Origin of the sequence: Alteromonas sp. K632G (assembly GCF_017653625.1) — a bacterium.
Taxonomy (GTDB): domain Bacteria; phylum Pseudomonadota; class Gammaproteobacteria; order Enterobacterales; family Alteromonadaceae; genus Alteromonas; species Alteromonas naphthalenivorans.
On the sequence record NZ_JAGGDM010000006.1, the window covers coordinates 92305 to 118062 of the forward strand.

General features: G+C 44.8%; 23 protein-coding genes. 17 read left to right on the plus strand and 6 right to left on the minus strand.

All coding sequences use genetic code 11. The features are described from left to right. Window position 1: 1 nt before the first annotated feature. Together J5X92_RS07655 and J5X92_RS07660 are read left to right on the plus strand one after the other, a co-directional pair. On the plus strand, window positions 2–763 hold the full coding sequence (locus tag J5X92_RS07655; protein WP_126872426.1) for a gamma-glutamylcyclotransferase family protein: 762 nt from the start codon (window positions 2–4) through the stop codon (window positions 761–763). Next, on the plus strand, window positions 751–1269 hold the full coding sequence (locus J5X92_RS07660) for a GNAT family N-acetyltransferase (protein WP_013785480.1): 519 nt from the start codon (window positions 751–753) through the stop codon (window positions 1267–1269). The genes J5X92_RS07655 and J5X92_RS07660 overlap by 13 nt, the downstream gene beginning before the upstream one ends. Here the strand turns inward: J5X92_RS07660 and J5X92_RS07665 are convergent. Beyond that, a complete protein-coding gene (locus J5X92_RS07665; protein WP_013785479.1) occupies window positions 1266–1889 on the minus strand; it encodes a peptidylprolyl isomerase in 624 nt (207 codons plus the stop codon). The two genes, J5X92_RS07660 and J5X92_RS07665, sit on opposite strands and share 4 nt — an antisense overlap. A gap of 9 nt (window positions 1890–1898) precedes the next feature. Then, window positions 1899–3125, minus strand: a complete 1227-nt coding sequence (locus J5X92_RS07670; protein WP_208805284.1) for a methyltransferase — start codon at window positions 3123–3125, stop codon at window positions 1899–1901. 30 nt (window positions 3126–3155) lie between these two features. Here J5X92_RS07670 and J5X92_RS07675 point away from each other — a divergent pair, with 30 nt between their 5' ends. The 4 genes from J5X92_RS07675 (at window position 3156) to J5X92_RS07690 (ending at window position 5544) form a co-directional block, all read left to right on the plus strand. After that, window positions 3156–3785 (plus strand): alpha-ketoglutarate-dependent dioxygenase AlkB, encoded by a 630-nt coding sequence (locus J5X92_RS07675; protein WP_126872428.1) that lies wholly within the window; start codon window positions 3156–3158, stop codon window positions 3783–3785. A 7-nt stretch (window positions 3786–3792) separates the two neighbouring features. Further along, entirely contained in the window at window positions 3793–4107 is a 315-nt protein-coding gene (locus tag J5X92_RS07680; protein ID WP_013785476.1) for a BolA/IbaG family iron-sulfur metabolism protein, read from the plus strand. 91 nt (window positions 4108–4198) lie between these two features. Further along, window positions 4199–4879 carry a phosphatase PAP2 family protein gene (locus J5X92_RS07685; RefSeq protein WP_126872429.1) on the plus strand — a complete coding sequence of 227 codons (681 nt, stop codon included), beginning with the start codon at window positions 4199–4201 and terminating at the stop codon, window positions 4877–4879. A 74-nt stretch (window positions 4880–4953) separates the two neighbouring features. After that, the gene (locus tag J5X92_RS07690; RefSeq protein ID WP_244360436.1) at window positions 4954–5544 is read left to right on the plus strand and encodes a nucleotidyltransferase family protein; all 591 of its coding nucleotides are present in this window, start codon (window positions 4954–4956) and stop codon (window positions 5542–5544) included. Here the strand turns inward: J5X92_RS07690 and J5X92_RS07695 are convergent. Both J5X92_RS07695 and J5X92_RS07700 read right to left on the minus strand, forming a co-directional pair. Then, window positions 5521–6885: a nitrate regulatory protein gene (locus tag J5X92_RS07695; protein ID WP_126872431.1), complete on the minus strand. Its 1365-nt coding sequence runs from the start codon at window positions 6883–6885 to the stop codon at window positions 5521–5523. The genes J5X92_RS07690 and J5X92_RS07695 overlap by 24 nt on opposite strands. A gap of 247 nt (window positions 6886–7132) precedes the next feature. Further along, window positions 7133–7417 carry a hypothetical protein gene (locus J5X92_RS07700; RefSeq protein WP_013785472.1) on the minus strand — a complete coding sequence of 95 codons (285 nt, stop codon included), beginning with the start codon at window positions 7415–7417 and terminating at the stop codon, window positions 7133–7135. Between the two features lie 326 nt (window positions 7418–7743). Between J5X92_RS07700 and J5X92_RS07705 the strand changes: the two genes are divergently transcribed. The 11 genes from J5X92_RS07705 (at window position 7744) to J5X92_RS07755 (ending at window position 24165) form a co-directional block, all read left to right on the plus strand. Then, window positions 7744–9309 carry a SulP family inorganic anion transporter gene (locus J5X92_RS07705; RefSeq protein WP_013785471.1) on the plus strand — a complete coding sequence of 522 codons (1566 nt, stop codon included), beginning with the start codon at window positions 7744–7746 and terminating at the stop codon, window positions 9307–9309. Between the two features lie 353 nt (window positions 9310–9662). Then, window positions 9663–12212 (plus strand): nitrite reductase large subunit NirB, encoded by a 2550-nt coding sequence (nirB, locus tag J5X92_RS07710; protein ID WP_126872432.1) that lies wholly within the window; start codon window positions 9663–9665, stop codon window positions 12210–12212. A gap of 14 nt (window positions 12213–12226) precedes the next feature. Beyond that, window positions 12227–12580 (plus strand): nitrite reductase small subunit NirD, encoded by a 354-nt coding sequence (gene nirD, locus J5X92_RS07715; RefSeq protein ID WP_208805285.1) that lies wholly within the window; start codon window positions 12227–12229, stop codon window positions 12578–12580. 43 nt (window positions 12581–12623) lie between these two features. Beyond that, the gene (locus tag J5X92_RS07720) at window positions 12624–15413 is read left to right on the plus strand and encodes a nitrate reductase (RefSeq protein WP_208805287.1); all 2790 of its coding nucleotides are present in this window, start codon (window positions 12624–12626) and stop codon (window positions 15411–15413) included. A 165-nt stretch (window positions 15414–15578) separates the two neighbouring features. Continuing rightward, window positions 15579–16478: a uroporphyrinogen-III C-methyltransferase gene (gene cobA / locus J5X92_RS07725; RefSeq protein WP_208805288.1), complete on the plus strand. Its 900-nt coding sequence runs from the start codon at window positions 15579–15581 to the stop codon at window positions 16476–16478. Continuing rightward, entirely contained in the window at window positions 16462–17457 is a 996-nt protein-coding gene (locus J5X92_RS07730) for a glycosyl transferase family protein (RefSeq protein ID WP_208805289.1), read from the plus strand. The genes cobA and J5X92_RS07730 overlap by 17 nt, the downstream gene beginning before the upstream one ends. Before the next feature lie 199 nt (window positions 17458–17656). Further along, window positions 17657–18973: a PAS domain-containing methyl-accepting chemotaxis protein gene (locus tag J5X92_RS07735; protein ID WP_208805290.1), complete on the plus strand. Its 1317-nt coding sequence runs from the start codon at window positions 17657–17659 to the stop codon at window positions 18971–18973. 413 nt (window positions 18974–19386) lie between these two features. Continuing rightward, window positions 19387–20802, plus strand: coding sequence for a CmpA/NrtA family ABC transporter substrate-binding protein (locus J5X92_RS07740; RefSeq protein WP_208805291.1), 1416 nt, complete (start codon window positions 19387–19389; stop codon window positions 20800–20802). A 36-nt stretch (window positions 20803–20838) separates the two neighbouring features. Continuing rightward, window positions 20839–21834: an ABC transporter permease gene (locus J5X92_RS07745; protein ID WP_013785461.1), complete on the plus strand. Its 996-nt coding sequence runs from the start codon at window positions 20839–20841 to the stop codon at window positions 21832–21834. Between the two features lie 15 nt (window positions 21835–21849). Beyond that, window positions 21850–22716, plus strand: coding sequence for an ABC transporter ATP-binding protein (locus J5X92_RS07750; RefSeq protein ID WP_013785460.1), 867 nt, complete (start codon window positions 21850–21852; stop codon window positions 22714–22716). Between the two features lie 273 nt (window positions 22717–22989). After that, on the plus strand, window positions 22990–24165 hold the full coding sequence (locus J5X92_RS07755) for an alginate export family protein (protein ID WP_148259190.1): 1176 nt from the start codon (window positions 22990–22992) through the stop codon (window positions 24163–24165). Window positions 24166–24337: 172 nt separating this feature from the next. Here J5X92_RS07755 and J5X92_RS07760 read toward each other — a convergent pair whose 3' ends face one another. Both J5X92_RS07760 and J5X92_RS07765 read right to left on the minus strand, forming a co-directional pair. Next, window positions 24338–24940 carry an HD domain-containing protein gene (locus J5X92_RS07760; protein WP_013785458.1) on the minus strand — a complete coding sequence of 201 codons (603 nt, stop codon included), beginning with the start codon at window positions 24938–24940 and terminating at the stop codon, window positions 24338–24340. Window positions 24941–25060: 120 nt separating this feature from the next. Further along, entirely contained in the window at window positions 25061–25693 is a 633-nt protein-coding gene (locus J5X92_RS07765; RefSeq protein ID WP_208805292.1) for a thiol:disulfide interchange protein DsbA/DsbL, read from the minus strand. Window positions 25694–25758 lie beyond the last annotated feature (65 nt).

Genomic DNA, 25758 nt, shown 5'->3' on the forward strand with positions numbered 1-25758 from the left:
GGTGCGCTTGGTAGACGTAAAAGCAGCAGACGGCTCGGTTAAAGAGTCGGTAAAAAGCTCGGCAAATGAATCGATAAAAGATTCAGCGAAAGACAGTTGGTTAGCTACCTTAGCTAGCCAGCAAAGTAAACATATTGTGCTAGGTTATGGCAGTTTGCTTAGTCGAGATTCCCGAGAGCGTCACTCCGGTATTTATACTCAAGGTTTACCCGTGCGTGTTTCAGGTTTTAAACGCGCATGGGTTACCCGAAGCCTGCAAGAAAAACAAACCTATGTTGGCGCCGTTGCCGATAGAACATCTCAATTAAATGCCCAGCTTATTCCTGCCGAGGTAAACCCTTCATTGCGCGCGCGAGAAAAAAACTACCGCTTTGTGGAAGTGCCAGCCAGTGCAATCGAACATGTAAGTTCCTCCTTGTGCAATCAACCTTCTTTCACTTCTGCGCTTCGTGATGCGTTAAGCCATCACCAACTCTGGTTATGTGAAACTTTACTGTGTCATCACCCCAGCAGCGACTTCCCCGTTTCACAAACCTACATTGATACTTGTCTAGTGGGCTGCTTAGAGCATGGCGGGATAAGTGAAGCTACCGCTTTTATTGAACACACTTATGGTTGGAACCACCCTAGAATTAATGACAGAGTAAATCCCGTTTACCCAAGAGCTGCCGCTATTTCTAAGCAACATTTAACGCAAATAGACACGCTGCTAAAAAAGGTAACACAATCCACACAGAGGCATAGTCATTCATGTTGTTACTAACTGAACGGTTGGAATTAAGCCCACTGACGCAAGCTGACAAACTGTGGTTAGTTGAAATGCACCAAGACCCGCTATGGAAGCAGTTTATTGGTTATCGTGGTGTGGCGAGCGTTGAAGATGCCGCTGACTATATTGACCGAGTGAACGCGCAGGTTAGTGAGTGGGGATATGGCTTATTGGCAATACGAAATAAAAAAACCACCGCGCCTTATGGTGTGTGTGGGCTAATTAATCGCTATGTTTTCAGTTGCCCTGATTTAGGCTTTGCGCTGCTACCAGATGCGCGTAAACAGGGGATAGCGTTAGAAGCAACTAAAGCGGTTATTGATTGGGTGGAAATGGAAGGAGATATGCATTTCATTACCGCCTCTACCCACCCCGAAAACGAACGTTCTCAACATCTATTACGCCAGCTAGGGTTTAAAAAACGCGGCCCTTACTTTATTGATAGGTCCACACCGGTTCAAACCCTATTCTGGCGCAACAGTGATTCCGCTAGCCGTTAGAACGGTGGAAGCACAGTCACCTTTTTAATGATAATAGGCTCAATAGGTACATTGTTGGTGTTCAGCATTAGCGAATACTCGGTCTCCACTTCAGACATCGCATCCACAATATCTTCGCCTTCTACAATCATGCCAAAAACCGCATAGCCCCAGTCTCGACCTGGGTTTAGGGTTTCGTTGTCGTTAACGTTAAAGAAAAACTGACGATTTGCAGTATGCGGATCATCTTGTCGGGCCATAGCGATGGTGTGTAAGTCATTGGTTAGCCCATTTCCCGACTCATTGAATATTTCAGGGTAATTAGACTTACCTTCAAAATCGGTGGTATAGCCGCCGCCTTGCACCACAAACCCTGGCACAATACGATGAAAAATAGTGTTTTCATAACTGCGCTTGTCTACATAACGTAAAAAGTTATTCACGGTAATAGGCGCACGGCGGCGGTCTAATTCAACCACAATATCACCCATGGTGGTTTCAATTTTAACTCTAGGGTAATAGTTATCTGGCTGAATTTGTGAGCCATCATCTTTTTTAGCCGCCAATGCGTTAGGGCTCATTGCTGCTGACGTAAAAACGAGAGCTGAGAAAATTAAGGCCATTATAAGCGGTTTTAACATGTACATTCCTTATCGTTTAGCTGTGCCCAAAATAACAAATTTTTTGTCGCTTGCCAGCACGTCTGAACCACCAAACATGCGTTTAAGTTTAACGTGATGTTCAAGATGCCTGTTTCCAACCACCACTAACTGGCCACCTTTTACTAACGCGTGTTTTGAATCGTTAAACATTTGCCATGCAATATGGTCGGTAATGGCATTTTGTTGATGGAAAGGGGGGTTGCACAATATCTTGGTTACCCAAGGCGATTGTTGCTTTTCTAGCAAGCTTTCAAGGCAATTACTGGCAATAAACTCACACTGGTCGATTTTGTCTGGGAAATTCTCAAGTACGTTTAATCGCGCACTCTCCACTGCCATAAAAGACTCATCAATAAATATGACCTTGCAGTCGCCTGCCAAGGCTAAAGCGTTTACGCCTAATATTCCATTGCCGCAGCCTAAATCGACCACGGTTTCGTTAGCACTTACGGTCATATGCTCAAGCATTAAACGGGCACCAATATCTAATGACTGACGAGAAAATACATTTGCGTGGTTTTTTAATACGAAGGTTTGGCCTGTGGCGCCTTTGCATTCCCATGTTTCAGGATAAGGCGAAGGGATAGGTGAAATTTTTTCATCAAGGGTACTAAAAACCAATCGCGATTTTTTCTTTGCCAAAGAGGTTTTAGCAGGGCCAATGATTTTCTCAAACAAGGCGGATACCGACTTGGTCACGGCTTTTATTTTACCTGCCGCCACAATATGCGTACCAGGCGCAGCATAGCGTTTAATATCGATAAGCTGTTGTTCAAGTAACGCCAGTGTGCGAGGTACTTTCAGCATGATAACGCTGGGGGCATTCTCTGGCATGAAAGTAAGGCTTTCAACACTGGTTAAACTGGTTACGGGTGACGTTAGTGCGCCAGCCTCATCAATAACCGGTTTCAAATGGTTACGCCTTAGGTTTTCTTGTAATGATCGCAAGCTAATATACGAATCTGAAATCCAAATAGGATTATACTGCGTAAACCAACATCCAAGGGTACCAAAGTCATCATTAAAAATGAGTATGGGCCCCAAGGTAGAGGATGTTTCAGTTTGAGTTTCAACAAGCGCTTCAAGGTGCGCTTCCACATGCTCAATAAGCAGCTCATCGGCACTATCCCACGCTTGTAGGCTTTTATGCTGATGTTTTTCAGGGTAGCGTATTAAGGTAAACTGGCGCTCTGCCATTGAAAATTCTGTATTCATTATTTTCTTGTCTAAAGTTATCGGGGTGTTATGCAATTACCACTTTTTACTGACGCGAAAGCAGCGAAAAACTCACCCATTACGCTACCGTTGCCAGAAGCTGAGGTGCGCTATTATCCGCAATGGATTAGCTCAGAGCAAGCGAATGACTACCAAGGCGTGTTTGAAAGCACTTTGCCGTGGCGACAAGATACCATTCGTATGTATGGAAAATACCTCGACGTGCCTAGATTACAGGCTTGGCAAGGTGATCCTGAGTGTCTTTATAAATATTCGGGTATTAAGCTTGCACCACAACCTTGGACCCCTGAACTAGCGGTCATTCGAGATAAATGCATCGAGGTTTGTGATATACCCTTCAACAGTGTGCTGGCAAACTGGTATCGACATGGGCAAGACAGCATGAGTATGCATGCTGATGATGAGCCTGAACTCGGACCTAATCCCGTGGTAGCGTCGGTCACTTTTGGTGAGTCTCGCCCTTTTGTGTTTAAACACAAAGAAACTGGCGCCCGTTTTACCCAAATATTGGAGCACGGAAGTTTATTAGTCATGGGGGAAACCACTCAATCGCATTATCTGCACGGTATTGCTAAGACGACTAAACATATCGGTGGTAGAATTAACCTTACTTTCCGGCACTTAATTTCAACAAAGTAGTTTTCATATGAATGTTAAAGAATTTATAGAATCAACCCTAACAAGCGCGCTTTCGCCTGCGTTGTTGAACGTGGAAGACGAGAGCTTTATGCACAATGTGCCTGACGGTGCACAAAGCCATTTCAAGGTCACCGTCGTTACTGATGCCTTTGAAGGCAAACGTTTAATTGCCCGTCATCGCGAAATTAATACGTTGGTCGATGAAGCCTTGAAAGGGCCCGTACATGCGCTAGCATTACATACTTATACCCCAACAGAGTGGGTGGCCCGTGGTGGCGAAGCGCTCACATCGCCAGCCTGTTTAGGTGGCAGTAAGTCATAACGCGTTTTTATAGTCGCTTCATTTTTCAATTAAGAACTTGATTAAGTATTCATTTTAATTTTCTATAGCCCCAATAGGAGCGCTACGTAACATGGAAGTAAGAAGTTCGGTTAACGCGTATTTGCAAATAGTAAAAACACCTACGGTGCAGGTGGTGTTATTAGGCGGAGGTTTTTTGCTGCTAATGCTATTTGCCACTATGGAAGTATTAGCCCCTTTTGACAACGCCGTCATTGAAATGTTGGTGTGGGACGATATGCCAGGGGTGATTCAACGCTTCTTTGAAAATTTCACTGCGCTTGGCAGTAATGAAGTACTTATCTTTTTTTCACTTGCCGTTGCTGGTTTTTTGAAATTGACTGGGCATCCAAAAAAAGCACTTACGCTATTAATGGCGGTCGCTGCAGGTTTAGTGATTACCTTTGTGCTTAAAGCGGGTATAGACCGTCCTAGGCCGCCGCTGTCTGGCCATCAAGTTACCGTATTAACGCAAAGCTTTCCCTCTGCTCATGCCATGATGTCTACCCTTGTTTACTTCTGTATAGCGAGGCTTTTTTGTTTTTCTATTACAGAAATTAAATTGAAAATATGGGTATATTCTCTGACTACGCTATTGGTATTTGTTATTGGTTTGAGTCGTGTGCAGCTTGGTGTGCATTGGCCGACAGACGTAATAGCGGGGTGGCTAGGAGGCGGGGCGATAGCCGCATTTAGTTTCTACGTGATTAAATGGCAAAGGAATTTACGCATTCGTTCTGATCATTCGAAATAACCCTTAGCTTTCATATATTGGCCTTCTCAAATTAGCCTCATGAAATTAGCTTTTACAAAAAAATGGCTTCTATTATGACGAACGCAGAAAGCGATGCTAGATTATCGGTTAGCCGCATGCTAACCGAAGATCTTTACCGCATGCAGTGCTTGAACGCATTAAAATCGCTAAAGTTGCCCCAAGGGTATTTAGCGGCGGGATTTTTACGTAATGCCATATGGGATGAGCTTCACGGCTTTAAGAAACCTACGCCGTTAAACGACATCGATGTTATCTACTACAACCCATCAGATACCTCAAAAAAATCAGAGCTCCACATAGAAAATGCGCTGTCTGAGCAAGTACCTTCAGCACTCTGGCAAGTGAAGAATCAGGCACGTATGCATGTGAAGCACGGTCACAACGCGTATAAAGACTGTGAAGAAGCGATTAGCTATTGGATAGAACAAGAAACCTGTGTGGCTATTAGGCTTTGCCCAAATGAAGAGGGCGATAAGTTTGATATGCTTGCACCCTATGGGCTATCACGTAATTTTGCCGGTACGATTTCGATAAACCCCCGCCACCCTAGAGCCGATGTATTTACTCAGCGGGTACACACGAAAAATTGGCTGGTAACGTGGCCGCAACTTACGTTGAGTTCAGCGTTGGTTAGCTCTATTTGATATTTCAACCACGGTAGCGGCTATATCGGTCAGCTTTTTATGCTCATTCATGGCCTGCTTTTGTAGTTTTCGGTACGCATCATTTTCATTTAATTGAAATTGCTGCATCAGAATAAGTTTGGCTCTATCCACCAACTTGTGCTCGGTAATGGCGCGTTTGGCTTCATCTAACTCACGGCTCATGTCTTCAATATACTGAGCTTGTCCTCGCAATAAATCGTAAAATGAGCGATGTGCAGACAGGGTTTGTGTTTGTTCGCTAATATCAGTGTTTTTACCCGAACCCGTCATATCATGTTGTAGTAGCGAGAGATCACTGTCTTCCACTAAACCTGGCATGCTAGGGTCGAATAGCATTGTGAGGGGGGAGCCATCTTGTGCGTGTTCATCGGTAAAGCTTTCAATTAACCGCTGATGATTTTTCATTTCATGATGCGCATTGCTTACTTTAGTTTGCGCTTCTTTCGTTAAGCTGTCGGTCAGTTTATTTTCAATTTCTTGCATGGCATCAATACGACGTGTGGCCACATCGAACCATACTTCACTAATTTCAGCCGCAATGGGGCTACCATCAGCAAGCTGCGCAATCATTTTGCGCAATTGACTAATATCGTGCGCCGCGGGGCTGTCATCTAATAGCTCATAAGCCTCTTTGTGGCAGGTGCGGGCGAATTCATTAAACACGGTAAAGTGATGCTGCTGGGCGTGTTGTAGTGCGCTGAGCTTGTCACACAAGCGCTTGTCAAAATGCGTCTCTGCAAAGCCAATAGCACCCCATGCACGTTCTTGCCCCGCATATTCTTTCCCCTGCATAAAGTTAAATAGTGCAACTAAAAGGCGGGTAATGACGGGATCGCTCGCAATATCTGCCGCTTCAAAAATTACAGTAAGTAACCCTGCCACTAAGCGGCAATAAGCGCGGGTGGAATCTAACGGTGAAAGGGTCAGGTTTTTCGCTTGTTCACGAAGTACGGGCAGGTAATCAATACCTTGAAGGGCTAAAGTAATGCTGCTTAACAAGCGAGGGTTAGCCGTATCATGGCTATCGGTTAAATACAGTGATTTAAGTTGGCTGCGCAACATCGACTCTGCTTCACAGCTTGCTTCAATATGGGTGGCACGTTGCCCTGCAAACCTATCGCCTTTAGACGCTAAATAAATGTTGGTGGCGCCACGTTCTCGTTGCAGAGCATGCACCATATTTCGAACGGAAATAACAATGCGGCAGTTGCTTGATAACTGCTCAAGCACCGTGATTTCAGCTCGTTTCGCGGCGAGCAAGAAGCGCTTAGTGGCATCGCTATAATGCGTAGTGGCCGTTATTTCATGGTTTGTTTGCATGATACGTTATGGAATTAGCGAACTTAAGGAATACTTTATAAAAGCAATGCGTATGCCTGAACGTATCACTCTTTAACATGTTTATTTAAGTGTTTGTTTTTCTTTGCTTATTTATTCTTATGGGGCGATGGTGAAGGTGTTTTTTTGAGCAGACATCTATAGCCGTTATTGCGCGTACCGCGGTCTATGCTCAATAACGGTGCAAGTTAAGAGGGGCTTAAACTTGCACCTACTTCAATATTTGCTATTACGCCCTTACAACTCGAAGAAACCAGCCGACAAAAATAGAAATAAGAAGCCCGAAAAAAGACATCAACGCAGTAATCATCAATAATTTGCCTGAAAAGTCAGGGTCTTCTCCGGCTTCCGTCATTAGCATGCCAGATGCTTTGAAGATAAATAATGCGGCAATAGAAAATAGCAAAATGACTGCAGTAGACATTAACGTAGATTTCCAAAAGGTTTTTGGAAATGCCCAATGAATAGCGCCTGCCACTAGCACGCATAAAATAGTGAGTAAATAAGGGACCACTTCCACTCCTTATTGGTTGGTTAAATACACCTCGTTGCCAAAAGTATCAGTAACCTAGATTGAAAAAATTAGTGTGAATACAATTGAGAGCGCCAATGACAATAAACGACGAATCAATTGTTAGGAAAAACTAAGCTTATTACGATGCCATGGAAAGCCAGCCTTGTCAGCTTAAAATCCGCTGTACGATTAACATTCTATTAAAAGATTTTAAGCATCAATGGTGGTAGAATCGCACACAAAATTTGTGCATGACAGTGATCTACAGTATTCACAGCTGTACTGTTAACGCACGCCCCCTAAAACCTCTAGACTCCTGAGAAAACATGTTTGATTTAATTACTAATCGAGATAGTAATGTAAAAAATGACGTGCTTTCTGGTATTACCGTTGCACTTGCACTGGTACCAGAAGCGGTTGCTTTTGCATTTGTTGCTGGTGTTGAGCCCATGATTGGGTTGTATGCCGCCTTTATGATGGGACTTATTACGTCGGCCATTGGTGGACGTCCAGGAATGATTTCTGGTGCGACAGGTGCGATGGCCGTGGTCATGGTGGCTCTAGTAGCACAGCATGGTGTTCAATATCTGTTTGCCGCTGTTATTTTAGCCGGTCTACTGCAAATACTCTGCGGTATATTCAAGCTTGGTAAGTTTATCCGATTGGTGCCTTACCCTGTTATGCTCGGGTTTGTAAACGGCCTAGCGATTGTTATTTTCCTTGCTCAACTAGGGCAATTTAAAGTGGTTAATGCGTTTGGGCAGCTGGAGTGGATGCAAGGAACCATGTTGTACTGGATGCTTGGATTGGTTGCACTGACCATGGCGATTATCTACTTACTGCCTAAGTTAACCACAGCGGTACCGGCGTCTTTGGTGGCTATTGTTACGGTAACGGCTATGGTACACGGTCTTGATTTAGAAGCGCGTACAGTAATCGATTTCGTGCGTGATTTATTACCTGAAGCGCAAAAAGCCACTGCTACACTTGCCGGTGAGTTGCCTACATTTGCTATCCCTATGGTGCCATTTACCTGGGAAACAGTGATGATTGTTCTGCCTACTTCAATCATTTTGTGTTTAGTTGGTTTGATTGAGTCATTACTGACCTTATCACTTATTGATGAAATGACAGATACCCGCGGCCGTGGCAACAAAGAATGTGTTGGTCAGGGTGTGGCGAATACAGTGAATGGCTTTTTCGGCGGCATGGGCGGTTGTGCCATGATTGGACAAAGCATGATCAACATTAACTCTGGTGGTCGTGGACGTTTATCAGGAATTACTGCTGCATTGGTACTTCTTGCCTTTATCCTTTTCGCTGCACCATTGATTGAAATGATCCCGCTAGCGGCGTTAGTTGGCGTAATGTTCGTGGTGGTTATCGCTACCTTTGAATGGGCATCGTTCCGCATTATTCGTGGTGTAAACAAAGAAGACGCTTTTGTTCTGTTCTTAGTTACCGCGGTAACGGTTATAGCTGACCTAGCGATTGCAGTAGTGGTAGGTGTTATCGTTTCTGCCTTGGTATTTGCATGGAAGCATGCACGCCATATTGAGGTTAAAAGTCACATCGATAGTGATGATTGGAAAGTCTATGATTTAGAAGGGCCACTGTTCTTCGGCTCTGTAAGTCATTTCAAAGACTTATTTGATATTGCCAATGACCCAGAGCATGTGGTTATCGACTTTAAAGAATCGCGAATTTGGGACTCATCAGGTATAGATGCCTTAGATACGTTAGCTGATAAATACGAACAACAAGGCAAGAAACTGCATATTCGTCATATTAGTGATGAGTGTCGCAACTTATTGCGTAAAGCTGATAAGTTCGTAGAAATTAACGTGAATGAAGATCCACGTTACCGGGTTGCTACCGATAAGCTAGCTTAACCGCTGCTGGTTATTGCCTTGGTGTCGCTACTGAGGCAGATTACCACTACGAGAGAGCATGATAGAGCGCTTAGATGCACCAAATGAAATCGCAAATGCTTTTGTTTGGTGCAAATTAAGGTGGTTCGAAAAGCCTGTTTTTTGAATAAATCTATATAAAACAGGCTAGTAATGACATGGCACTAATATTGGATATACTTTTTTGTGTGAAAAATTGTGTGTGTATGTTTAGAGCAACCTAGCTCATAAAAATTTGATAGCTATGATAACTCGTAGCGCTTGATAGGCAACGAAGCCCGCAACAACGAAAGTTGGTGCGGGCTTTTTTTTGTCCCGAATAAAGGGGAGAGACCATGACATCTTTGGCATCTAAAACGCGAATTCTCGTCGTTGGAAACGGAATGGTAGGGCACCATTTTGTTGAACAGCTTCATCAAAGCAGCGATAACGTTGACATCACCGTACTGTGCGGTGAGTCGAGACTGGCCTACGATAGAGTACATTTGTCCTCTTACTTTAGTGGTGCTAGCGCAGATGACTTAGCCCTAACAACCGCTGATGTATATCGTGAGTGGGGCGTTAATGTGGTGACAAACGCCATAGTGACTGACTTGCTGCGCGACGAGAAAAAGGCGTTAACGGAAGATGGTCAGGTATTTCCTTACGATAAGTTGGTACTGGCCACTGGCTCTTACCCATTCGTTCCGCCTATCCCAGGAAACGACCAAGAGCACTGTTTAGTGTATCGCACTATTGATGACCTGATTGCGATTGAGAACTCTGCCCGCGAAAGCAAAGTGGGTGTGGTAGTGGGTGGCGGTTTATTAGGGCTTGAAGCGGCAAACGCGTTAAAAGAAGCAGGCCTTGAAACCCACGTGGTGGAATTTGCGCCTCAGCTTATGGCTGTGCAGTTAGACGAAACCGGCGGTGACGTACTTCGCAGTAAAATTGAATCGTTAGGGGTAACCGTACATACCCAGAAAGCAACACAGGTTATCGAAGCCGGTGAGCAATCACGCTATCGCATGGTATTTGCCGACGGTACTTTTCTTGAAACCGATATGGTGCTGTTTTCAGCGGGTATTCGCCCATCAGATCAACTCGCCAGAAAATCCATGCTAGCCCTTGGTGAACGTGGCGGCATTGTGGTTGATGATAATTGTTTAACGTCCGACCCTGATATTTTCGCCGTGGGCGAATGTGCACTGTGGCAAAACCGCATATTTGGTTTGGTTGCACCAGGTTACACCATGGCTCGTGCCGCAGTAAGCGCACTAGCAGGTGGTGATACCGTATTCACTGGCGCCGACATGAGCACAAAGCTTAAGTTGATGGGCGTGGAAGTGGGCTCTATTGGTGACGCGCATGAGCGTACCACTGGCGCACAAAGCTACACCTACTTTAATCAGCCAGAAGGCGTGTACAAGAAGTTGGTGGTAGATGAAAGCCAACAAAAAGTGTTGGGTGCCGTGTTAGTGGGTGATACGAGTGACTACGACACCTTGTTGCAATACGCCTTAAACGGCATTGATTTGCCGGAAAATCCTGAAACTCTTATTTTGCCAAGTGCAGGGGCTGCGCCAGCATTAGGGGCTGATGCACTGCCAGATACCGCCACAATTTGCTCTTGTCACAACGTGGCCAAAAGCGACATTGTATCGGCTATCGACGAAGGCTGCTGCAGCCTTAGCGACGTAAAAAGCTGTACAAAAGCCAGCACGGGTTGTGGTGGATGTACTGCTCTGCTTAAAAACGTGGTTGATAGCGAGCTTGAAAAGCGCGGTGTCGAAGTCTCAAAAGCCATATGTGAACATTTCAACCATACCCGCCAAGAACTATTCCATATTGTAAAAGTGAACGGCATCACCTCTTTTGATGAATTGCTCGACAAGCATGGTACCGGTCTTGGTTGTGAAATATGTAAGCCAGCAGCAGGCTCTATTTTAGCGTCTGTGTATAACGATTACGTACTTAAACAAGAGCATTTACCTCTTCAAGATACCAACGATATCTATCTTGGAAACATGCAAAAAGATGGCACTTACTCTGTGGTTCCTCGCGTGGCGGGGGGAGAAATTACGCCAGAAAAGCTAATTTTATTAGGCGAAGTTGCCAAGAAATACAGCCTGTATACCAAAATCACTGGCGGTCAGCGTATTGATTTGTTTGGCGCACGGGTCGATCAACTTCCTGATATTTGGGAAGCCCTTGTCAAAGGCGGCTTTGAAACAGGGCATGCATACGCTAAAGCCCTTCGTACGGTGAAGTCTTGTGTGGGCAGCACTTGGTGTCGCTACGGCGTTCAAGATTCGGTGAAAACCGCCATCGATTTAGAGAACCGTTATAAGGGCTTACGTGCGCCGCACAAGATTAAATTTGGCGTGTCCGGCTGTACGCGGGAATGTGCAGAAGCTCAAAGTAAAGATATTGGTGTTATTGCCACCGAAAATGGCTGGAATTTATATGTGTGCGGAAACGGCGGTATGAAGCCTCGCCATGCCGATTTATTCGCTACCGATTTAGATACAGAAACACTGGTTAAGTACATCGACCGCGTATTGATGTTTTATGTACGCACCGCCGATAGACTTCAGCGTACATCGGTATGGATGGACAACTTAGAAGGGGGCTTAGCTTACCTGCAAGATGTTGTCATGAATGACTCGCTAAATATTAACGCTGATTTAGAAGCCCAAATGGAAACCGTGGTTGGTGCTTATCAGTGTGAGTGGAAAACCACGCTTGAAAGCGAAGCCTCGCGTAAACGTTTCCGTCAATTCGTTAACACAGATGGCACCGACACAAACATTCAGTTTGTTTCTGAGCGAGGTCAAGTTAGGCCTGCCACTGAATTAGAGAAATCTAAAGGTGCCGACAACCTCATTGCGGTTGACGTAATTTAATAAGGAATAAACTGATGACAGCAAATACAGAAGCAGCGCCCCTTTGGCATGATGTATGTGGCATTGATGACGTGGTAACAAACAGCGGTGTTTGTGCACTTGTAGAAGGTCAGCAAGTGGCATTGTTTAGTGTGATGAAAGGTGGTGAGCAATTCCTTTACGCCATTAGCAACTGGGACCCTATCGGTAAGGCAAACGTGCTATATCGCGGCCTTATAGGTTCTATAGCTGATGATGTCGTGGTGGCATCGCCCCTTTATAAAGAGCACTACGTGTTAGCCTCAGGCAAGTGTATTGAACGTGATGACGTAAGCGTAGTGGCGTATGACGTGAAAGTGGAAGGTGAGCGAATACTCGTTGCTGTTTAAGCCACTTATCTATGTTCTTTTTGTTTACTAAGAGAGTTTATCCATGAATATGGCTACACCAAAAACCACTATGCTGGAACCACGACTGCGGCAAAAGCAAACCACCTGTCCTTATTGTGGTGTGGGTTGTGGTGTAGATATCAGTTGCAACGTTAGCGGGCGTATTACCTCCCTGGACAAGGTTACTGGTACGCCCGAGCATCCGGCCAATTATGGTCGTCTGTGTGTAAAAGGCACAAACCTGCTCGAAACAAACGATCTTAGCGGCCGTTTGCTTCACCCAACCATGGCAGGTGCAAAGGTAGATTGGGACACGGCTACCCGCGCGGTGGCTGATAAAATCACCCAGACTATTGCTGAACATGGGCCGGATGCCGTTGCATTTTATGTGTCAGGGCAACTACTGACTGAAGACTATTATGTTGCTAATAAGCTCATGAAAGGGTTTATTGGCAGCGCCAATATAGACACAAACTCACGGCTTTGTATGTCTTCTGCCGTTGCAGCTTATAAACGTGCATTTGGCGAAGACGTGGTGCCTTGTGATTACACCGATTTAGAATGTACCTCACTATTGGTGCTTACAGGCAGCAACACCGCGTGGGCACACCCCGTATTATTCCAGCGCATTCAAAGGGCTAAGCTGCGCAATCCTGATATGAAGGTGGTGGTAATTGACCCGCGGGAAACTGAGACCTGCACAATTGCAGACTTACATTTACCGCTAAAAGCAGGCAGCGACGTTGCGTTGTTTAATGGGTTACTTCAATTTGCTCACAACAATGGGGCAATAGATGAAGCTGCGATTGGTGAGTTTACCCAAGGATTGAATGACGCCATCACAAGTGCTAACACTATTGATGCAAAAGACGTGGCTAGTGTGTGCGGTTTAAATGAGGCGAATTTAACCACCTTTTATGATTGGTTCATCAATGCCGACACTGCAATTACTTTCTATTCCATGGGGGTTAACCAATCTTCAGCCGGGGTAGATAAAGCCAATGCGATAATTAATTGTCATCTTGCATTAGATTCTATCGGCAAGCCAGGTTGCGGTCCTTTTTCTATAACTGGTCAGCCAAATGCAATGGGGGGCAGGGAAGTGGAGGGCTTAGCCAATATGCTGGCGGCCCACTGTGATATTGAAAACCCTGAGCACCGTGAAAATGTAAAAGCGTTTTGGCAATCTCCGGCTATGCCAGAGCAAGGCGGATTAAAAGCAGTAGATTTGTTTTCAGCTATGGATGCAGGACAAATCAAGTTTGTGTGGATAATGGGCACGAACCCTGTAGTGAGTATGCCTTATCGGGAGCAAGTTGAATCGGCGCTTAAAAAATGCGATATGGTGGTGGTGTCAGATATTGTACAAAGTAACGATACCCTTGCCTTTGCTGATATTGCATTGCCTGCAACAGGATGGTCTGAAAAAGACGGTACTGTAACGAATTCCGAGCGCAGAATTTCCCGTCAAAGAGGCATCATGCCGCCTCCAGGTGAAGCCAAACATGATTGGCAAATTATGTGTGATGTAGCCAATAAAATGGGTTTTGCCAGCGAGTTTTCTTACTCTCACCCTAGCGAAATATTTGATGAACATGCCCGTTTGACCGCATACAAAAACGACGGCGCGCGATTGCTCAATCTTGCCCCTTTAACCGGGAAGTCTCAGGCTCAATATGATGCAATGGCGCCTGTGCAATGGCCACTTATTACCAACAGCGACCAGACACTTGCACCTGTTCGCCCCTTTTATAACAAAGTGTTTTCTACCCCGTCGGGCAAAGCAAATTTTGTTGCAGTGCGATTCTTACCTCCCACTCAAGTTACCTCGAATGCATTTCCTTTTGTGCTTAATAGTGGGCGAATGCGTGATCAGTGGCACACCATGACACGAACAGGCAAAGCGCCGGTACTCCATGCTCATACTGACCACGCTAATGTTTATATTCATCCCGAAGATGCAAAAGCATTGGGTGTTTCAACGAACGACTATGTCACGCTTAGCAGTAAAGTGAGCGGCGAAACACCCTGTATTTTCCCTGTGCAAATTGATAAACGTCAGCGCCAAGGCGATGTATTCGTCCCTATTCATTGGTCTGGGGAGTGGGGTTCGCACAGTAAGTTGGCAAAACTTTATGCGCCCGCGACCGACCCTATTTCAGGGCAGCCAGAACTTAAGCATGGTGCGGTATCGATTACGCCCCTCAACTTTTCAAGCTACGGAAAGCTCTATATTAGTGATGACGTTCAAGCGGCACATGGCGAATGGGATATCGTAAAGGTGCTGAACGAGGTAGTGGAAAGCAATAACGGCTACTGGGCTAAATATTTAATTGATAATGGGCTGGGCGTATCTATTGCCAGCCAACTTGAATCGCAAGCGGTAATAAAAGGGTTGCTAGAAAAACTACCTAAAAATTGGGTGTGCTATCAACACAAAACCGCCGACAGCCAAGTGCTTATTTGTACATATGAAGATTCGTTTTGTTTTATGGCGTTCTTTGGTGTGCAAAGCCCCAGTACGAAGCCAAAGTATGATGTGCCAAATTCATGGGTAGACAGCGCATTAACGCAAAGTTTTAACCCTGAAAAACTGGCTAACTTTTTACGTTGTAACGTTGACGAAGAATTTTTAAATGGCCCTGTGGTTTGCAGCTGTTTTTCTGTAAGGGAAAAAACCATTAGCAAAGCAATAGTAGACGGGTGCTCATCAGTTTCTGCATTGGGCGATACATTAAAGTGCGGCACAAACTGCGGCTCCTGCAAACCCGCTTTAGCAACATTAATTAACGAACATGCTACCACAGTAGAAGACGTCGCTCGTGAAAGTTAACACCAAGCGGGTGGCTGATAAGAAAGCTACGCAGATTACTATCGAGAATGCCACTGGCAATGTTACTAGCAAAGCATCTTGCATAAACGTGACTACTACAATAGCTATTATCAGAAGAGCGACTAACACAAGAGCAACGACGAACTTTGCTCTGGAGAGATTATCATGAACACTTTAGTTAACACCTTTGGGCTGTTGTTTCGCAATACATTATCGCAACCTGCTAGGCACTCCACATCAGGTTTTTTAAGTGGATGGTTAGGCAACGGAAAAAGCGCGCCACGTAGCAAGAAAGAAGGCAAAGTGTACATTGTTGGGGCTGGCCCAGGCGATGTTGAATTACTCACCCTTAAGGCGCTTAGATTAATCAAACAAGCTGATATTGTTTTGTTTGATGCATTAGTGGGCAAAGATGTTATTGCTGAAATTCCCCGTCATGTGAAACGTGAATATGTGGGTAAACGCTGTGGTCAGCACAGTATGAAGCAGCAAGAGATTAGCGCGAAGGTGGTTGAGCTAGCGAAGGCCGGTCATTGTGTGGTGCGACTTAAAGGTGGCGACCCTGCGTTGTTTGCTAGAACTTGCGAAGAAACCATGGCACTGACAGAAGCAAATATTCCTTTTGCTATTGTACCTGGCATTACGGCGGCTTCAGGCATGTCTGCTTACACAGGTATCCCGCTAACGGATAGACGCTGTGCCCAGTCAGTAAGTTTTATTACTGCCCATTTTCAAAACCCTGAAGCATGGCCCGATATGCCCCAGTTGGCAAAAAACGTAGCTTCTCAAACCGTGGTGGTTTACATGGGGTTAAGTCGCTTGTCTTTGCTATGCGACGCGTTGGCAAAACAAGGCATTGCCAACGACTGGCCTGTAGCGGCAGTTGAAAATGCAACAAGCCCACAACAGCGGGTGATAGAGGGGAGCTTAGGTACCATTGGTAGTTTGGTGTCTGAAGCGAATGTTAGTGGTCCTACGTTACTTATTTTTGGAAAGGTGGTAGAGTCACGACAACTCGTCAATACATCACTTTTACACAATAAGCAGCATGTCTCAGCAATTTAGCAACTATATAAAAATCATCGGCAAGGGCCAAAAAGGGGGGCGCAGTCTTACCCGCCAAGAAGCTTACGAGTCTATGAAGATGGTTTTGTCTAATCAGGTTACCGGCGATCAACGTGGTGCGTTTTTAATGCTCTTGCGTACGCGAGAAGAAACCCCGGAAGAAGTCATTGGGTTTATTGATGCATGCCGTGAATTACTAGAACCTGAACTTGCTAACTTAACACCTACATTAGATGTGGGCTGTTATGCCGGTAAGCGCCGCCAGTTACCCTGGTATCTGTTATCGTGCGCGATATTGGCTAAAAACGATTATACCATTATGTTACATGGTGCCCATGAGCCAGGCTCAGGTCGATTGTATGCAAGCAAAGCTTTGCCTGCTTTGGGGCTTGTAGAGGTAAATAGTATTGCCGATGCCTCTCGCCAAATGGGTGAGTTTGGTGTGACCTACCTCGACCTTTCGCACTTATTGCCAGCGCTTAATACCATCATAAAATTACGTGAAGTGTTTGGGTTACGCTCATGCGCAAATACCTTAGCGCGCTTGCTGAACCCGACGTCTGCTCCTTATTGTGTGCAAGGTGTCTATCACATGCACCTTGACCATAAACATTGTCGTGTGAATGAAAGTTTTCCTGCGTTCGAAGCGCTGTGCTTTCGAGGCGATGGGGGAGACCCTGAAGTCAATAGTGAGCGAAAAACCGAACTCTATATCACGCGCAATGGAAGTACCGAAGAAATTATTCTTCCAGAGTTGACAGAAAAAATGGCCCTTAAAGATACGCAAATGAACGTGAACGATATGCTCGCGGTTTGGCGAGGTGAGACTTCGCATCTTTACGGTGAACAAGCTATTCACGCTACCTTAGTGAGTTACCTTATCTTGCTTGAAGGGTATGACGTAGAGAAAGCCAATGCGCTTGCTGCACAAATGTGGGCAAAACGAGACAAAGCTAATTTACCGTTTACCCAGTATTAGACCATTCGCGTCTAATGCTGCTGTCTAATAATCAGCTCGTTTTCAAATTCTTCTAATAATTAAGTAACTTGTAAATCCTCTGCTATCTTTAGATCAGCCAAGTAAAGCAATAACGACTTTGCATCCTCGCTTGCTCTCATAAACGTTATGGGAAGTTTGTGTGAGCGAGATGCTATACCCGAATGTCGAGGAGCACGGGATGTTTTTTAAGAATAAGCAATTATTAGAAGAAGTAGAGCGTTTACGCAAAGATGTTGAATCATTTCATACGGTGGAAAGTGAACTTAGGGCTGAAATGCTTTATGTCGAATTGGATAGAAACGGCAAAATCAGTAAAGTGAACGACAGCTTTTCAGAGGCAATAGATTTTTCATCTAATGCGCTCGATGGAAAAACCATGGATAGCCTCATTCCTCAGGGAGTGATGGGGCAGCCCGCCACGAAAGAGTTTATTGCGGCGATTAAGCAAGCACAGCATTGGCACGGTGCGATAAATCTTGCTAATGCTAACGGTGAAGACCGCTGGTTTAGAGGTATATTGCAGCCAATTACTAACGAATCCGGTGGTGTAGAGCGTATCGCGCTGTACATGGCAGAGCAAACCAAAAATATCAATAAAAGTCGTGAAATGAACGATATGCTAGATGCATTAAACCGTTCCACCGCGGTAATTGAGTTTGACCTGACAGGCAAAATTCTTAAAGCTAACGATAATTTTTTATCGACGATGGGCTACTCATTAGAGCAAATTCTTGGAAAGCATCACAAAATATTTTGCCCAGCGGATGAAGTTGACACACCAGAATATCGTCAATTTTGGAGTGACCTATCGCAAGGAAAAATGTTTTCAGACCGTTTTAAGCGGGTAGATAGTCGAGGCAATGATGTATGGTTGGAAGCCTCCTACAACCCTATTAGGAACGATCAAGGCGTGCTTTATAAGGTTGTTAAATTTGCTACGGCGATCACAGAACAAATGCAAAGAGAATTTGCTATATCTGAGGCCGCTAATGTTGCTTTCAATATATCGGAAGGTACGGGAGAACAAGCTCAAAAAGGTAAAGAGGTAGTGGGTAGTATGGTGCGAATTATGGGGGAGCTCACTTCGCAAATGGGGACAGCTAGCGAGGGGATTCGCGAACTCGATGAACAGTCGCAAAAAGTGGCTGATTTAGTTAAAAGCATCAGTGGTATTGCCGATCAAACCAATTTACTGGCGCTTAATGCGGCAATTGAAGCCGCCAGAGCGGGCGACCAAGGAAGAGGCTTTGCCGTTGTTGCTGATGAAGTGCGCCAACTTGCGTCAAGAACCAGTACTGCCACTGAAGAAATTGTCAGTGTGGTAAATGAAAACAGAAAGCTTACCGAAAATGCGGTGCAACTCATTGAAGCGGGACAGGAAAAAGCGAGAGAAGCGCTTGAGTACTCGACTGAGTCGGGCAAAGTCATGAACGAAATTCAAAATGGCTCCTCAGAAGTCGTAAACGCCATTGGTCAATTCACCCAGAGGCTATAGCCTGAAACGATAAATTAAGCACTGAGGGGAGTGTGGTGTCTCCCCCGTGTTTCTATTCCCCTCCCCGCTGTGCATCAACCACCCCTATGCCGTGCATCGAACACTTCTAGTGCAATAAACGCACTGTTATTGTTCAGGCAAAAGAATGATTACCATTTGTATTTTTGCTAAATCCTATTATTTCAGTGTGTTAGGGTTTTGGCACGAACTCTGCTTTATTAATGGCAGTTATACTATTAAGCGATACCAAAATAAAAAAGTACATTAAGTACTGGTAGCAACATCTAACACCCAAACAATAAGTTCGCCTGTACCTCATTAACTAATGATTACAGGCTCGGCATCGAAGCCCACCAAGCGCGACGTTTATTCGTCTTCGCTGGTGGGTTTTTTTTTGGCTAAAGGAAACATAAATGACCAAGTTTAAAAACGTTTCAATGCTCAAACAAATAAAGAAAAAAATGACAGCAGGCTTAACCGCTGCGATAGCCCTCTCTTTTACCTTAGGCGCGCCACTTGCTACCGCACAAAGCGATGAAAAAGTGGGTTGGCCAGAAAAAGAAGAATTAAAATTTGGTTTTATCAAATTGACTGATATGGCGCCATTGGCCATTGCTTATGAAAAAGGCTTTTTTGAAGATGAAGGTTTATATGTCACCTTAGAAGCCCAAGCAAACTGGAAAGTATTGCTTGATAGAACCATTGACGGCCAACTTGATGGCGCCCACATGCTAGCAGGGCAACCTCTTGGCGCAACCATTGGTTTTGGTACCGAAGCGCATGTAGTGACGGCGTTCAGTATGGATCTAAATGGTAATGGCATTACTGTTTCAAACGAAATATGGGAAAAAATGAAAGCCCATATTCCGGTAGAAGACGGCAAACCTGTTCACCCTATTAAAGCTGATTATTTAAAGCCAGTGGTTGAAGAATACCGTGATGCGGGTAAGCCGTTTAACATGGGTATGGTTTTTCCTGTATCGACGCATAACTACGAGCTTCGATACTGGCTTGCTGCCGGTGGTATTCACCCAGGCTATTATGCACCACACAAAGGTGACAATGCTGGGCAAATTGATGCTGAAGCTTTGCTATCAGTTACCCCTCCCCCTCAAATGCCAGCTACGATGGAAGCCGGCACTATCTATGGGTATTGCGTAGGCGAACCTTGGAACCAGCAGGCAGTATTTAAAGGCATTGGTGTGCCGGTTATTACCGATTACGAAATTTGGAAAAACAACCCAGAGAAAGTATTTGGTGTAAGCCAAGCGTGGGCCGATAAGTACCCGAATACTCACATTCGTGTGGTTAAAGCGTTAATTCGTGCCGCGATGTGGTTAGATGAAAATGACAACGCTAACCGACCAGAAGCAGTAAAAATCTTAGCGAAAAGTAACTATGTTGGCGCTGATGAAGATGTATTGGCTAACAGCATGACAGGCACCTTCGAATATGAAAAAGGCGATAAGCGTGAAGTACCAGACTTCAACGTATTCTTCCGCTACAACGCCACTTATCCCTTTTACAGTGATGCGATTTGGTATTTAACGCAAATGCGCCGCTGGGGACAAATTTCAGAGCCTAAATCAGACGATTGGTATAAAGAAACTGCACGTAAAGTGTATAAGCCTGAGGTTTACGCGATGGCAGCAAAAGCGCTTATTGCCGAAGGAAAAGCAAAAGCGACGGACTTCCCAACATTTGCTACTGAAACTGGCTTCAAACCACCTCAATCTGAATTTATCGACGGTGTTACCTACGACGGTAGCAAGCCAAATGCTTACCTTGAACAGTTTGGCATTGGGCTAAAGGGTGAAACTGTTCTTTAACAGTTTCACTGTCATACACAAATAGCGGAGAACAACATGAGTAAGATGGCAAATATATTAAGCTTTTCGCCAGCCAAATCACCAATGAGCGGCACCATGGGGGCGGTTTATAGTCGTGCGCCCGCTTTACTACTGCCTCTTATTGGCCTTTTGATGTTCCTCGCTATTTGGAATGGTGTGGCAAAAAGTATTGATACCTCGCTTGGGCAATTTCCTGGTCCTGCTCAAGTGTGGGAGCAGGCAGGTTCGCTTATTACTGAGCATAGTGCTCAGCGAGACAAAGCTGATGCGTTTTACACAAGGCAAGAAGAGCGCAACGCCGCGCGGGTTGCACAAGACCCAACTTACGAACCAAAAACTCGCGAGTTCACCGGTTCACCTACCTTCTTTGATCAAATATGGACAAGTCTTTATACCGTCATGGTGGGGTTTCTCATTGCCTCAGTGATTGCCGTCCCTGTCGGTATTTTATGTGGGCTAAGTAAATCAGCTTATGCGGCAATTAATCCGCTGATTCAATTGTTTAAACCTGTGTCACCTTTAGCATGGTTGCCATTGGTCACTATGGTAGTGAGCGCGCTGTACGTTAGCGATGATCCTATGTTTTCAAAATCATTTGTTACCTCGGCACTCACGGTATCCTTATGCTGCCTTTGGCCTACGTTAATTAACACGGCGGTTGGTGTGTCTGCGATTGATAAAGACCTGCTTAACGTGAGTAAAGTATTGCGTTTAACGCCGATGTCTCATTTAACAAAAATCATTCTACCGTCTTCCATTCCGATGATTTTTACAGGGTTAAGACTGTCACTTGGCATCGGTTGGATGGTATTGATTGCGGCAGAAATGCTGGCGCAAAACCCGGGCCTTGGAAAATTTGTTTGGGATGAATTTCAAAATGGTAGTTCAGAATCTTTAGCACGCATCATGGTAGCGGTGCTCACTATAGGTGCTATTGGTTTCATACTAGACAGAATAATGTTGTCGGTTCAACGTGCAGTGAGCTGGGACAAAACCAGCGTATTACGGTAATTAAGGAGAAAGAACATGCAAGCTAAACACTTGGAATTAGAACAAGTAGGCATCGATTTCCCTACACCGAAGGGCCCGTTTACGGCACTTACTGATGTAAACCTCAAAATTGCGAAAGGTGAGTTTGTTTCATTAATCGGTCACTCGGGCTGTGGTAAATCAACCGTGCTAAACATTGTGGCGGGTTTACATCAAGCCACCACGGGCGGTGTCATATTAGACGGTGCTGAAGTAAAAAACCCCGGGCCAGAACGTGCGGTTGTTTTTCAGAATCACTCGTTATTACCCTGGTTAAGCGTTTATAAAAACGTGGAGTTGGCGGTTAAGCACACCATGCGTGGTAAGTCTAAAAAGGAAATGCGAGATTGGATCATGCATAACCTAGAGCTGGTACATATGACCCACGCTCTTGATAAATTACCCAGTGAAATATCTGGGGGCATGAAGCAACGTGTAGGTATTGCCCGGGCGTTAGCCATGGAGCCTAAAGTCTTACTCATGGATGAGCCCTTTGGGGCACTAGATGCACTAACGCGCGCACATCTGCAAGACTCATTAATGGAAATCCATGCCGATTTAGGCAATACAGTGATTATGATCACCCATGATGTAGATGAAGCCGTATTGCTTTCAGATAGAATAGTGATGATGAATAACGGCCCAGCTGCCACTATAGGCGAAATCCTCGATATTGAGCTGCCTAGACCCCGAGACAGGCTTAAGCTGGCTGACAACCCTCAGTACAACCACTACCGGCATGAAGTGCTGACCTTTTTGTATGATAAGCAAAAAAAAATTGAGCCGGTGTCTTCCCATATCAAATCTAACCAAGCTGGAGGTGGTTCTGCAAAAAAAGCGAACAGTAAATCCGACGCAGCTTGAGTTAGGCGTTTAACGCTGATTCAAAGCGCGACACATAAGTCGCTAAAACTTATTTAAACCCTTAGGTGCTTATCCCATTTTTTACTGGGAGGGAGCCCCTTAACTAAAAATCGTCAATAAGAACGCTAACCATCAAACGTTAACATCGTTAATAACAAGGGAACGCACATGAATACGCAAGATATGAAACCATCAACAGCGCTGACAAAAGCACCGTCAAATAGGTTTACACCGGCACAAAAGCGCTTTACTCAAGCTGCACTGACAAGTGCTATGTTGGCGTGTTTTAGTGCGCCATCAATGGCGCAGAGCTGGCATGATGTGCTTAGTGAGGCGTCTACATGGGCAGATTTGAACTTACGTTATGAATCAGTCGACCAAGATAATGCACTTGATGATGCTAGTGCATTAACACTTCGTACTCGCCTGGGTTTTAAATCCGGAACGTTGAACGGGTTTTCCTTTACCGCAGAAGTGGAAGATAGCCGCATTGTTATGGGGCAGGGCGATTATACAGTAGGCCCTACTGGCTATAACGTAGGTGAGTATTCAGTGATTGCAGATCCTGAAACCACAGAAGTGGATCAAGCCTTTATTCAGTATAAGAATGAAAAGCTAACACTCAAAGGGGGCAGACAAGTCATTGCCCTAGATAATCACAGATTCGTTGGGCATGTGGGATGGCGTCAAGATAGGCAGACCTTTGATGGCGTTACTGCTACCTATGCGCTTAACGAGAAAGTGAATTTCTTTTATGGGTACCTTACCCAGCGAAATCGAATTTTTGCAGAAGCCGCAGATTTTGATTCAAAAGATCATTTGTTCAATGCAAGTTTCAAAACAGCGGTAGGAAAATTTACCGCTTATGGCTACTTGTTAGAAATTGATAATGACACCGATAACGCGCTTGATACCTACGGTATTCGCTATAACGGCAGTATGAAAGGTGAGACGGTGAACTGGGCATACGGCGCTGAATTTGCTACGCAAAGCAGCGAGTCAGGTTCAGGCGACACCGCTACCGATTATGATGCGAGTTATATTAATGCCAACCTAGCGGCTACCTTTTCAGGCATTACCGCTAAGATTGATTATGAATTACTGGGTTCTGACGATGGTGCGTACGGCTTTGCCACGCCACTAGCCACCCTGCATAAATTTAACGGTTGGACAGATCAATTCTTAGGTACACCTGCACAGGGTCTTCAAGATATTACTTTTTCGGTATCTGGAAAACTAGCCGGTGGTAAATGGTTGTTGGCCTATCATGATTTTAGTGCCGATGAAGCTACAGCCGAGGTGGATGATTTAGGTAGCGAAATTAACGTGCAGTATGTGACTAAAGTGATAGATAACGTCACATTAGCCGTTAAGTACGGCAGTTACTCTGCGGGTGACACCAAGGTAGATGCCAACAAATTATGGATGTGGGCAAGTACCCGTTTTTAATCATGCTTGAAGGGAGTTTGATGACGTTTTTGATAAAAAGCGACATCAACTAAGCGTTACTAACAAGTTCTACCAAAAAAGCTCATAAAAAAGGTGCTAGAAAACCTGTTCTCTAGCACCTTTTTTGTCTTTTATGAGCGTTAACGTCAGGGCGTTTTACCGTTTTACCGTTTTAGCTTTTTGCTGGAAGCAGCCAATTATTTTGGACCGCGGTATCTAATTGCCGAGTGACGTAATCCCATAATTTAGGCGCACAATGCTTCAAATGTAAGTTACGCTTTTCTATCTTATCTCTGGTAACAGCGTGTTTATTCCAACTACCACCTTGGTTCTGCATGTTTTGAAACACAGGAAGCACCCGGTCCATCGCCTTGGCAAACTCAGCATCTGGAGTTTTCGCCTCTTCAAATTCTAGCCATAATGAGAGTAACTCATCGGCATAAGAACTAGGCAGTAATCCAAAAATACGTTTTGCCGCATCAAGCTCTTTTTGTGCTTGCGCGTCGTGTTCTGAGGCCTCGTTGAAGGCAAACAAATCGCCTGCATCAATTTCCACTACATCATGAATCAAAATCATCCGTATCACCCGAGCGACATCGATTGGCTTCTCGGAATAATGTGCCAAGGTACTGGCCATCAATGCCACATGCCAACTGTGCTCAGCAGAGTTTTCCTGACGATTGCCATCACAAGGTAAGGTTATTTGGCGCTTAACACGCTTTAGCTTGTCTAGTTCGCAAATAAAGGCACTGAAATCTTCCGGTAAAAACGACATGAATAGCTCCTGCTTTTTCACGCAATAAAAATGAAAATGGGCCTTAGCGTTAACCGCTACGGCCCATTTAACTCTTTACTGAAATAGGCATGTTGCAGCCTACTTCAATAATATTAGCAATTACTTTTGCTCAGATAACCAAACAATCAAATCAGCAATATCATCAAAGGTCATGTCAGCAGTAAACGTAGGCTGATATTTACCATTTATAACGAAGCTTGGTACGCCTGATAGGTAGTCTCGGTTCTTGTCGATAAGTTGCTGGTTCTTACGAATCATGTTGTTTACACCAAAGCTGGTGGCTAACTTATCAAACTCAGCGCCATCAACACCGTTTACCACAAAGATGTTTCGCAAATCTTTAAGGTTGGTAATAGTCGCACGTTGCTTATGAATGTAATTGAAGATAGCAGTGTTCATCGCATCTTCCTGTTTCATTGCACGGGCAATTAACATGGCATGGGTCGCGGCATCTTGAACATCAGAGCCTGTAAAGCGCATAAAGTTAACATGCACTTTTTCGAACTTAGTGTTCTCGCCTTTTTTCTCTTTAATTTGTTTTACGATTGGCTCAAATTGGAAGCAATGTGGGCACCAGAAAGAGAAGAATTCTGTAATAACTGGTTTTTTAGTCGCTTCTTCATCTAATACCGTGTAATGGGTACCTTCTTTCCACTTAGCTGTGCCTTCTTGGGCGCATGCGGTCAATGGCAAAAGCATTGCCATTACAAACAATACTGCAAACTTCTTCATGTAATTGAATCCTTTGATTTCAAATCTATCTATCAGTGCTGAGGTTACCACAGGCTTTTATTGGG